Genomic DNA, 11,444 nt, shown 5'->3' on the forward strand with positions numbered 1-11,444 from the left:
TAAAAGCAATCCTTGAAAGAAATTTATTATGGCTCTATTATTAAATATAATTCATTAAATTTAAGGCTAAGTAATCGTGACTGATAAATCTTCTTCTAATTTAGTACCGGTAAATATCGAAGATGAGATGAAAGTATCTTATCTTGATTATGCTATGAGTGTTATAGTAAGTAGAGCTATACCAGATGTTCGGGACGGCTTAAAGCCGGTACATCGCCGAATTATCTATTCCATGTATGAAGCCGGTAATCATGGTAGTAAACCTTATAGAAAATCCGCTAGAATAGTCGGTGACGTGATGGGTAAATACCATCCGCACGGCGATAGTGCTATTTACGACGCGTTAGTACGTATGGCACAAGATTTTTCCTTGCGTTTACCGCTTGTAGATGGGCAGGGTAATTTCGGCTCGATGGATGGTGATGCGGCGGCAGCAATGCGATATACCGAATCTCGAATGGCCAAAGTTTCGCATAAGCTCGTAGAGGATATCGATAAAGAGACTGTCAGCTTTAACCCTAATTACGATGGTTCTGAAGAAGAGCCTTCCGTACTTCCTGCAATGTTTCCCAATTTATTGGTGAACGGTAGCGGAGGCATTGCGGTCGGTATGGCAACTAATATCCCGCCTCATAATCTTGGTGAGGTTATCGATGCGTGCTGTTTATATATAGATAATAACGATATAGAAATATTAGATTTACTTGAGGTCGTTAAAGGACCAGATTTTCCTACAGGTTCAATGGTTTTAGGCATTAGCGGTATTAGATCGGCATATCTTACCGGTAGAGGTAGTATTATTATACGGGGTCGAGCCGAGATTGAGAATATCGGTAATAGCCGTCAAGCAATTATTATTACCGAAATACCGTATATGGTAAATAAGGCAAGGCTCGTTGAGAAAATCGCTGAAATGGTTAAGGAAAAGCGTATAGAAGGTATAAGTGATTTACGTGATGAATCGAATAAAAACGGTGTAAGGATTTTTATTGAGTTAAAGAAAGACGTAGTTGCTGAAGTAGTCTTAAATCAAATATACGCATGTACGCAGCTACAAACTAGCTTCGGTGTTATTATGCTTGCTCTTAAAGACGGGCTACCGAAAGTGATGAATTTGAAAGAAGTAATTGCAGCTTTCGTTAGTTTTAGGGAAGTAGTAATTACTAACCGTACTATATATTTACTCAATAAAGCAAGAGATAGAGCTCATATTTTACTAGGACTAACTATTGCCGTTAGTAATATCGATGAAATAATACGTATTATTAAAGCTTCAAATGACCCGAATGCAGCTAAACAAGAATTAATGGCTCGTCAGTGGGAAGCATTAAATATCCTACCTCTTGTAAAGTTGGTTGATGATAAAGCAATGTTAAACGAGCAGGGTACATGTAACTTTACCGAAGTGCAAGCTAAGGCAATCTTAGAAATGAGATTGCAACGCCTGACCACTATGGAGAAAAACAAGCTTGAAGAGGATTTAAAGAACCTCACTACGGAGATCACCGAATATCTTAATATACTCGGCTCTCGTACAAGGTTACTTGAAGTTTTAAAGGAAGAGCTCATTAAAGTTAAAGAAGAATTTGCGACTCCTCGTCTTACTTCAATTGAATTCGGCGAATTTGATCAAGATATAGAAGATTTAATTCAGCGTGAAGAAATGGTTGTAACCGTAACGCTTGGCGGGTATATCAAGCGTGTACCTCTAAGTAGCTATCGTGCGCAAAAACGTGGCGGTAAAGGAAGATCAGGGCTTTCAATGCGTGATGAAGATATTACCACGCAAGTTTTTGTTGGTAGTACCCATACTCCTATGTTGTTTTTCTCAAATATCGGTCAGGTTTATAGTTTAAAACTGTATAAATTGCCTTTAAGTAATCCACAAGGTAAGGGTAGACCGATGGTTAATATATTACCGTTGAAAGCAAATGAGCATATTACGAATATTATGCCGCTACCTGAAAATCAGGATGAGAGGGATAATTTAAACATTATGTTCGCAACTGCCAAGGGTAATATCAGAAGAAGCGATTTATTAGATTTCAAAAAGCTTCAGTCGAACGGTAAAATTGCTATTAGGCTTGATGAGGACGATAAATTAATAGACGTAAAACTATGTAAAGAAGACGAGCATATTTTACTTGCTACCAAAGCTGGTAAAGCTTTAAGATTCCCTGTTGAATCGCTGCGTGTTATTAAGAGCCGTACTTCCGATGGGGTACGAGGTATGAAGCTTGCCAAAGAGGATTCCGTAATTTCTATGACTGTGCTTAAAGGTATTAGTAGTACAAAAGAGGATAGAGATGCTTATTTATCCGTGCCGTGGGAGCAGAGATTAGAGATTGCTAAAGGTAAGGCGTTTAATCCTGAAGAACTTGGCGTAAGCTTAACTGCCCCGGCTATTTTGGAAATGGCAAATTCCGAAGAATTCATTTTAACCGTAACTGAGAACGGTTTTGGTAAGAGAAGCTCAGCTTATGGCTATAGAATTACTGACCGTGGCGGTAGCGGTATAATCAATATGGATATTAACGACAAAACTGGTTTAGTCGTCGGTGTTATGCCAGTTAAAATGGATGATGAGTTAATGCTGATTACCAATAGTGGCAAGTTAATTCGCTGTAAACTTAAGTCAGTACGTATTACGGGACGTAACACTAGCGGCGTAATCCTATTTAAGCTAGATGATGGTGAAAAAGTCGTATCTGTCTCTTTAATTGCTGAAACTTCTGAAAGTGAAGAAGATAGTGAGTTAGAGGAAGAGGGATTAGAGCAATCTGAAGAGGTATAAGGGCTGAGGCGTTGTTATTCCCGCATAGCTCTTAAAAAGCTCTCGATGTCATTCTTGCGCAAGCATTTTTCGTAGATACCTAAGTCGTCATTGCAAGGAGGTATTGTTGCGTGGATCGGTAAAACCCACTGTGTCACCCCGTGGTTAAGCCACGGGATGACAGAGGTGAAATTGCTTCACGCAACAATGTCTTGCGAGCAGCCGTAGGCTACGTGGCAATCTCATGAAATAATAAAACTCCTGAGAGTGCGGACGTACAAATTACTTTGTAATTTTCCTCGCAATGACGTTAATTTATTAATTGATCTGCTTTTAGTTAACAATACCCCCCAGAGAACTTCTAGAAAAGTATTGCACATTAATTTTTCTCTCTATAACAACTATAGATTGAATTTATGAATATGCAAATATTAACTTTTAGTCTTTTTTTTACTACTACAACCGGTCTAAGCCGGTAACAATATCTCTATATCTTTCTTTTAATTATATCCATCTATTTAAATTAACTAATTATTATTAGGTAAGTTTTATGTTGCGTAAAATGCCACTTAATTTTAATGGCTATTATCATAGCTATCATATGATTAAATCCACTAAGGAGTTTAGAAGTACAAATAGTATGTGGGTCTAATGTTGTTCTACCTTCATAAGTCATTATGTAGGTATATACATATATCAATTCGATTGATCAATGATCCCTCCTATAGAAAATGATAGCTTAAAGCCGTTATGGTTGCTTAATTTCTCTAATATTATTTCTAATGATAAAATCGTATTTAGTAGTATTATCTTAGGCTTTATTCCCTCAAAATTATGTGCTGAAGTTGCAATTGGATTGGCTTGTAAGCTAGAAGCATTTGTTGCAAAAATATTGCGATTGTTTATCTATATAATTTCCTTATTTATAATGGGCTTTATCGTAAAACTACAGTTTGATGAAGTATTAGATATAATTATTAAAGATTATATGTTCATTTTTGTGACGATCGCATTTGCTCAGTTTGGTTATATCTGTCTTGCTTATTTTAAGTAACTGTCGAGTTAAGGAATTCATATCTAGCCTTAGTAATATGATGGATGCCAGCGTCTATAAGTGGATTTAGTGCAATGTCTAGTGTTGTAAATATGCCACTTAGTATAATAGGAGCGGAAAATAATAAAAATAATCAAGCGCTCGTTCATACCATTTGTACCAATAACAGTCAATATTCATCTTGTTGGCGATTGTTTTGCCATACCGATTTTGGCTTATGCTATACTAAAAAGTTATGGATTAGCTGAACCTACTTTATTTAATTATTTTTACTTTTTATTTTGTATTGGCAAAATTTTCAGTAGCAGCTATACCAGGTGACGGAATTATTGTAATGCTCCCTATACTTGAACAATATCTAGGTTTTAATACTAATATGATGTTTCTGATTACAGCTCTTTATATCTTATTTGATCCTGTGATCACTTGTGCTAATGTTTTAGGAAATGGTGCTTTTGTTAAACGGATAGATAATATATATAGTGTAACTCAGAAAGCTTAATTTAAGCAAATTTGCATGGCGCAAGTCATGTCCCACCGCGAGCATTAATAAATATTTTAGCAATAGGACGAGGTTTCGCAAAATACTCTAGGTTCGTGCGTGCAGAAAATTAAATTATTTGTATTTTTTAGATATTTTTGAGCAAAAATTAATAAGAACGCAAGAGCCTAATATCTCTTTTTCTTTTAAAGTAATTGTTGAATTATCTATAATTTGATAAGTTAGATATTTGTGTGTCTTGAATTATTATTTTTTACGAAGAATTAGTGAAATTTTTAACTAAATCTCAAATATTAGATAATTGATTTAAAAGAAAAAAGCATATAATCTTTGTGTGGAAAGTAATATATTGGTAATAAATTATGATGTGGTTATTAATTGCGATTGGTTTAACCGTTGCGGTTCTTATTATAGGGATAGTGTCGATGGCTATCGGAGGAAAGTTTGATAAGAAATTTAGTTCAAAGTTAATGACTTTAAGAGTTTTTTTTCAGGTAGTCGCTATATTTTTATTGATTATAATGTATTGTTATAAAGTTAATTTATAAATATCTGAAAATAACTCAAAAGCTACTTAATCGATTTCTCTAATTTCTTCACGTAATTCTTCCCATTTGTCTAAAATTTCTTCTAATGTAACTTCTCCGACTTTTTTCTCTCCATCTTCAAAGTCCTTTAAATCTCTAATCAGTTTCTCTAGCTTTAATAATGAAATTTTTTTTTCATTATACTGATCGCTACAATGTTCTTCGAGTTGTTCGGCAATTTCTTCAATATCACCCCAATGCATTATTATTCCTCCTTAATTTTATGCAAGCCTTATTTATTGACATATTATCTGATATTTACTATTATTTTTACTAAATATTATTAATTCGACAAATTATTGCAAATAGGTGAGTTTATTATGCAACTATTGCCGGAATTAGGCAGGTTTGCTTTCTTTACATTTTGGTGATTTTATGGTATATTAAAATGAAATATTAAGATTTAATTATGTCAATATTACCGATAGTAACGGCACCTGATGAAAGATTAAAGCAGAAATCTCAGCCGGTTTTAGAGTTTACCGATCAAACACGAAAATTTATGGATGATATGCTTAAAACTATGTACCATGAAGACGGTGCAGGGCTTGCAGCAGTACAAGTAGGGGTATTGAAACGTATTTTAGTAATTGATATAAAAGATCATGATTCGGTAGCAAGACCAAAAGATTTTTATCCGCTTTTTATAGTGAATCCTGAAATAATAGAAAAATCAGAAGAGCTAGTTACGGCTAACGAAGGTTGTATCTCATTACCGGAGCAACGTATTGAGGTGGCAAGACCGGAATCTATAAAGATTCGGTATTTAGACTATCATGGTAAATCGCAAGAGCTTAAAGCAAATGATTGGCTTGCAAGAGTTATCCAGCATGAGTATGATCATTTAGAAGGTAAGCTTATGATTGATTATTTAAGTAATTTAAAACGAGATGTAGTACTTCGTAAGCTTAAGAAACTCAAAAATAATATAGTGTGAAAGTAATCTTTATGGGAACACCTGAATTCGCTGTTCCCGCTCTTAAAAAACTTATAACTCATCACGAAGTTAAAGCTGTTTTTACACAGCAACCTAAAGCTAAGGGCAGAGGACTTAACTTAGCTAAATCTCCAATACATCAATTAGCATTTGAGCATCAAATTCCTGTTTATACTCCTGCTACTCTTCGTAATGATGAAATAATAAATCTAATTAATAAAGTTAATGCTGATATTATAGTTGTTATTGCATATGGTTTTGTTGTGCCGAGAGCTATATTAAAAGCTAAGAAATACGGCTGTCTTAATATCCATCCATCCGATTTACCTCGTCACAGAGGAGCGGCTCCTCTGCAGCGTACTATTATAGAGGGTGACCGGAAAAGTAGTGTATGTATTATGCGTATGGATACAGGGCTTGATACAGGTGATATATTGATGAAAGAAGATTTTGATTTAGAAGAAAGAACAACATTGGAAGAATTGCATAACAAATGTGCAAATCTTGGAGCGGAGTTATTAATTAAAACACTTGCACATATCGATAATATAGTACCAATAAAACAGTCAAGTGACGGTGTTACATATGCTTATAAATTGACTAAAGAAGAAGGAAAAATTAATTGGCATGAATCCGCATATAAAATAGATTGTAAAATAAGGGGCATGAATCCTTGGCCCGGAGCATATTTTAGTTATAATGATAAAATAATTAAAATCCTTGAAGCAGAATATTTAAATGCAGATCATCACTTTACTTCTGGTACCGTGATTAGCGATAAGCTGGAAATAGCTTGTGGCAGCGGTATATTACGAGTGAAAAAACTTCAGCAAGAGAGTAAAAAAGCTTTGAATATAGAAGAATTTTTACGTGGTACGAATATTTTAAAAGATACAGTATTAAAATAAGAGTATTATTATGGGTAAAGATAAAAAAGAAGTTAGGTTTAATGATAATTGAGATGTTAAGGAGTTTACCTCAAAGCTTGAAAAGAATAGTGATATTTATTCTGTAAAAAGGAAAGTAATTAATATAGTAGATGATGAAGTAGAGAATCAAACTAAGCTACTTACGGGGACTTAATTTCTTGTGAAAAACACTCCACATGGTAAAACATCTCAATATGAAATTAGCGGCTTTATTAACAAAGCCAGTGAACATATAAACGATCCAAAGCAAATAAAAGAAATTTCAAAATTATACGTTCATGCCGTATTTACTGATTTACAGAAAAATATTTTAGGTAAATTTGATAAGAACGATAATTTAAGTATAACTAAAGATTTTGTAATTGATGAAAATCCAGTCTTTAGAAAAGACAGTAAATTATTGTTGGTTAAAACTCAAAGCGGTTTGATAAACAGAGAAGGAGACATGACAGCAGTAAATCATGTTTTACAAAAAGGCAGATTTTTGTTTGAAGATTTAGGCGGTAAGGTAGATACAAAATTAGGGACCGCAAATCTAAACAAAAAGCCGACAAAGCCTACTTTAAAAAGAGGTTAGAATAACTTTAAGCCCTCTCATAAGAAATAAAATTAAAATTATTTGAAATTAGTGTTTGACAAGCTTTAAAAATATAGATATAAAATCATCACACAAAGTTTGAAACATAAAACTTTGTAGCTGTTTAAAAAGTTGATAAAGTTAAAAACTAAATTACACCGCGATAATAAAAATTTATATCGTGAGTAGATACTGAAAATAATTGTGAAATTAATTCTGTATGCATCATGTAATCTCAAGTTAAAAGCGTAAGTAAATATAATAAGAGCATTTGGTGGATGCCTTGGCACTAGAAGGCGATGAAGGACGTAATACGCTGCGATAAGCTTCGGGGAGTTGCGAATAAACTTTGATCCGAAGATTTCCGAATAGGGAAACCTACCTAATTTATTAGGTATTGTATAGTGAATACATAGCTATATGAGGCAAACCCAGCGAACTGAAATATCTAAGTAGCTGGAGGAAAGGACATCAACCGAGACTCCGTTAGTAGTGACGAGCGAACGCGGACCAGGCCAGTGGCTTCAAAAAAATAACTAAAACAACATGGAAAGGTTGACCATAGAGGGTGATAGTCCCGTATAGGTAAAAAGTTTGAAGTCCTTGAGTAAGGCGGGACACGTGAAATCCTGTTTGAACATAGGGGGACCACCCTCTAAGCCTAAGTACTCTCTAGTGACCGATAGTGAACAAGTACCGTGAGGGAAAGGTGAAAAGTACCCCGACAAGGGGAGTGAAATAGTATCTGAAACCAAATGCTTACAAGCAGTCGGAGCAAGCGTATTTATATGTCTTGTGACGGCGTACCTTTTGTATAATGGGTCAGCGACTTAGTTTATCTAGCAAGCTTAAGCCGTTAGGTGTAGGCGTAGCGAAAGCGAGTCTGAATAGGGCGTTTAGTTAGATGAATTAGACCCGAAACCGGGTGATCTAGCCATGGCCAGGTTGAAAGTGGAGTAAAATCCACTGAAGGACCGAACCCACTACTGTTGAAAAAGTAGGGGATGAGCTGTGGTTAGGGGTGAAAGGCCAATCAAACTCGGATATAGCTGGTTCTCCGCGAAATCTATTTAGGTAGAGCGTTATAGCGATTACCATCGAAGGTAGAGCACTGAATGAGCTAGGGGGTCCCACAGACTTACCAAACTCAATCAAACTCCGAATGTCGATGAGTACAGCATAGCAGACAGACTATGGGTGCTAAGGTCCATAGTCGAGAGGGAAAAAGCCCAGACCGCCATCTAAGGTCCCTAAATCATGACTAAGTGTTAAAGGATGTGAGAAGACCAAAACAACTAGGATGTTGGCTTAGAAGCAGCCATCATTTAAAGAAAGCGTAATAGCTCACTAGTCTAAATAAGTTTTCTTGCGCCAACAATGTAACGGGGCTCAAGTCATGTACCGAAGGTGCGGGTTTATGCATTTGGCATAAATGGTAGCGGAGCGTTCCGTAAGCCTGCGAAGGTGAACCGTAAGGTTTGCTGGAGGTATCGGAAGTGAGAATGCTGACATAAGTAGCGATAAAGAATGTGAGAAACATTCTCGCCGAAAGTCCAAGGGTTCTTGCGTAAAGTTAATCTGCGCAAGGTTAGTCGGCCCCTAAGATGAGGCTGAAAGGCGTAATCGATGGGAATCAGGTTAATATTCCTGAACCTGAAGGATGTGACGAAAATAGTAAATTGTACAGTCTTATTGGATTGATTGTGCAGTGAATATTTTCCAGGAAATAACACCTTCATTATAGACCGTACCCGAAACCGACACAGGTGGACAGGTAGAGTATACCAAGGCGCTTGAGAGAACGATGCTGAAGGAACTAGGCAAATTGCATCTGTAACTTCGGAAGAAAGATGACCTGTATATGGGCAACCATATGCAGGTGGCACAAGCTAGGGGGTAGCGACTGTTTATTAAAAACACAGGGCTCTGCAAAGTCAATAGACGACGTATAGGGTCTGACGCCTGCCCAGTGCTGGAAGATTAAAAGGAGGGGTGCAAGCTCTGAATTGAAGTCCCAGTGAACGGCGGCCGTAACTATGACGGTCCTAAGGTAGCGAAATTCCTTGTCGGGTAAGTTCCGACCCGCACGAATGGCGTAACGATTTCCCCACTGTCTCCAGTATCGACTCAGCGAAATTGAATTCTCCGTGAAGATGCGGAGTTCCCGCGGTCAGACGGAAAGACCCCGTGAACCTTTACTATAGCTTTGCACTGGTGTTAGGAATCAGATGTGCAGGATAGGTGGGAGACTACGAAGCGAAGGCGTCAGCTTTTGTGGAGTCACCCTTGAGATACCACCCTTTTGGTTCTTGACATCTAACCGAGATCCTTGAATCAGGATCCGAGACAATGCATGGTGGGTAGTTTGACTGGGGCGGTCGCCTCCCAAAGAGTAACGGAGGCGCGCGATGGTTAGCTCAGGTTGGTCGGAAATCAACTTTTAGAGTGCAATGGCATAAGCTAGCCTGACTGCGAGTCTGACAAGACGAGCAGAGACGAAAGTCGGTCATAGTGATCCGGTGGTCCCGAGTGGAAGGGCCATCGCTCAACGAATAAAAGGTACTCCGGGGATAACAGGCTGATGATTTCCAAGCGTCCATAGCGACGAAATCGTTTGGCACCTCGATGTCGGCTCATCACATCCTGGGGCTGGAGAAGGTCCCAAGGGTTCGGCTGTTCGCCGATTAAAGTGGTACGTGAGCTGGGTTTAGAACGTCGTGAGACAGTTCGGTCCCTATCTGCCGTGGGTGTAGGAAGTTTGAGAGGATCTGCCTTTAGTACGAGAGGACCGAGGTGGACGTACCCCTGGTGGACCAGTTGTCGTGCCAACGGCACAGCTGGGTAGCTAAGTACGGAAGGGATAACTGCTGAATGCATCTAAGCAGGAAACCCACCTCAAAACTAGACTTCCCCATTAGAGCCGTGGAAGACCACCACGTTGATAGGTCGGGTGTGGAAGCACAGTAATGTGTGTAGCTAACCGATACTAATAGCTCGATTGATTTACTTTGCTGTGAGATTACATATGCATATAGTGTTAATGCTATAAGAGTGTAGTATCTATTCACAAAGTTATCAGGTTAAATAGCTTTATCAACTAATAAAAATGTTATTGTATAACTATATCCAGCGAAAATTATTTTGCTGAGTATCGTAGTAAAAGTTAAGATATGATGTTAAGAATTTTTTTTGAGTCGTGCAACAACATTAATAGCAAACTATAATACAAATCTCTCTTTTTAAAAGTTTGTATTGCTAGCTTGGTGGTTATAGCATGAGTGAAACACACGATCCCATCCCGAACTCGAACGTGAAACCTCATAGCGCTAATGGTACTATGTCATAAGGCATGGGAGAGTAAGTCGCTGCCAAGCTTGCAATGCAAATTTTAATTATCTTTTTTTCTCTTTATGAGATATTTTATATACATAATTTTTACCTTTCTCTATATTAGTAATGCTTACGCAATACTCAAACAAGCTTAGGTGATCAACATCGTTTATTAAAAAAACGAGATATTAATACTGCAAATCCTTTATATTTTAATGGAAAATTAGCAGTAATTTCATCTTCTGATTCTGAAAATTGGTATCATTGGCTACTACAAATTTTGCCTAGATTAATTATATTAAAAGAATCAGTTCTTGAATATGATCGTATCTATATTAATAATTTAAAATATTCATGGCAAATTAAGTCATTAGAAATAGTATTAAATTATTTAAATATACCGAGTGACTGTATAATTCAAGCTACTAGACTAATTGTTCCATCTGTACCGTTTATTCCAGTAAAAGGTACGCCTTTGCCTTTATAGTTAAAAAAAGATTTAGGAAATATTTTTATTAAAGATAATAGTAAAGCATACGATAAAATACGATTATTACCTTTTTATGTAAATCAGACAACAGAAGAGCCTTTAGAAGACGATATAAAGATCAATATTGATGAATTTATTAAGTTTCTTAGAGGAAATAAATTTTAATTAGTAATTAAAGAGCTTTTTAGCGAAAATTGATAAAATTTTTGAAAGAATATAGTAAATCACCTTAAATTAGGTGAGATTTCTATTTTATCTTTTAATT

The 11,444-nt window shown here is 36.5% G+C and carries 8 protein-coding genes, 2 rRNA genes and 2 pseudogenes; 11 read left to right on the plus strand and 1 reads right to left on the minus strand.

Going from position 1 to position 11,444, the window contains the following annotated elements:
* Positions 1 to 76: 76 nt before the first annotated feature.
* From gyrA to ACPKKV_RS02760, 5 genes and pseudogenes are all read left to right on the plus strand, one after another.
* On the plus strand, positions 77 to 2,794 hold the full coding sequence (gene gyrA, locus ACPKKV_RS02740; RefSeq protein ID WP_392506081.1) for a DNA topoisomerase (ATP-hydrolyzing) subunit A: 2,718 nt from the start codon (positions 77 to 79) through the stop codon (positions 2,792 to 2,794).
* 691 nt (positions 2,795 to 3,485) lie between these two features.
* Positions 3,486 to 3,827 (plus strand): transporter, encoded by a 342-nt coding sequence (locus ACPKKV_RS02745; RefSeq protein ID WP_392506082.1) that lies wholly within the window; start codon positions 3,486 to 3,488, stop codon positions 3,825 to 3,827.
* 210 nt (positions 3,828 to 4,037) lie between these two features.
* A pseudogene (locus ACPKKV_RS02750) lies at positions 4,038 to 4,329 on the plus strand (cation:dicarboxylate symporter family transporter).
* A gap of 99 nt (positions 4,330 to 4,428) precedes the next feature.
* Positions 4,429 to 4,571, plus strand: a pseudogene (locus ACPKKV_RS02755) (peptide deformylase).
* Between the two features lie 120 nt (positions 4,572 to 4,691).
* A complete protein-coding gene (locus tag ACPKKV_RS02760; RefSeq protein ID WP_392506083.1) occupies positions 4,692 to 4,877 on the plus strand; it encodes a twin transmembrane helix small protein in 186 nt (61 codons plus the stop codon).
* A gap of 26 nt (positions 4,878 to 4,903) precedes the next feature.
* Here ACPKKV_RS02760 and iscX read toward each other — a convergent pair whose 3' ends face one another.
* The gene (gene iscX, locus ACPKKV_RS02765) at positions 4,904 to 5,119 is read right to left on the minus strand and encodes a Fe-S cluster assembly protein IscX (RefSeq protein ID WP_392506084.1); all 216 of its coding nucleotides are present in this window, start codon (positions 5,117 to 5,119) and stop codon (positions 4,904 to 4,906) included.
* 206 nt (positions 5,120 to 5,325) lie between these two features.
* Here iscX and def point away from each other — a divergent pair, with 206 nt between their 5' ends.
* The 6 genes from def (at position 5,326) to ACPKKV_RS02795 (ending at position 11,176) form a co-directional block, all read left to right on the plus strand.
* On the plus strand, positions 5,326 to 5,853 hold the full coding sequence (gene def, locus ACPKKV_RS02770; protein WP_017443240.1) for a peptide deformylase: 528 nt from the start codon (positions 5,326 to 5,328) through the stop codon (positions 5,851 to 5,853).
* A complete protein-coding gene (fmt, locus tag ACPKKV_RS02775) occupies positions 5,850 to 6,761 on the plus strand; it encodes a methionyl-tRNA formyltransferase (protein WP_392506085.1) in 912 nt (303 codons plus the stop codon). Before def ends, fmt begins: the two co-directional genes overlap by 4 nt.
* A 181-nt stretch (positions 6,762 to 6,942) precedes the next feature.
* Positions 6,943 to 7,359, plus strand: a complete 417-nt coding sequence (locus ACPKKV_RS02780) for a hypothetical protein (protein WP_392506086.1) — start codon at positions 6,943 to 6,945, stop codon at positions 7,357 to 7,359.
* A gap of 250 nt (positions 7,360 to 7,609) precedes the next feature.
* Positions 7,610 to 10,370 (plus strand): 23S ribosomal RNA (locus ACPKKV_RS02785).
* A gap of 248 nt (positions 10,371 to 10,618) precedes the next feature.
* Positions 10,619 to 10,733, plus strand: a 5S ribosomal RNA gene (gene rrf, locus ACPKKV_RS02790).
* A gap of 236 nt (positions 10,734 to 10,969) precedes the next feature.
* Positions 10,970 to 11,176, plus strand: coding sequence for a glycosyltransferase family 61 protein (locus ACPKKV_RS02795; protein WP_392506087.1), 207 nt, complete (start codon positions 10,970 to 10,972; stop codon positions 11,174 to 11,176).
* The last annotated feature ends 268 nt before the right edge of the window (positions 11,177 to 11,444 follow it).

It is taken from the genome of Rickettsia finnyi, from assembly GCF_049668125.1.
GTDB lineage: Bacteria > Pseudomonadota > Alphaproteobacteria > Rickettsiales > Rickettsiaceae > Rickettsia > Rickettsia kotlanii.

What these genes read in the sequence shown, in the direction of transcription:
- ACPKKV_RS02745 (WP_392506082.1), top strand. Translation starts at nt 3,486, where the DNA reads ATGATCCCTCCTATAGAAAATGATAGCTTAAAGCCGTTATGGTTGCTT.
- ACPKKV_RS02760 (WP_392506083.1), top strand. Translation starts at nt 4,692, where the DNA reads ATGATGTGGTTATTAATTGCGATTGGTTTAACCGTTGCGGTTCTTATT.
- iscX (WP_392506084.1), bottom strand. Translation starts at nt 5,119, where the DNA reads ATGCATTGGGGTGATATTGAAGAAATTGCCGAACAACTCGAAGAACAT.
- def (WP_017443240.1), top strand. Translation starts at nt 5,326, where the DNA reads ATGTCAATATTACCGATAGTAACGGCACCTGATGAAAGATTAAAGCAG.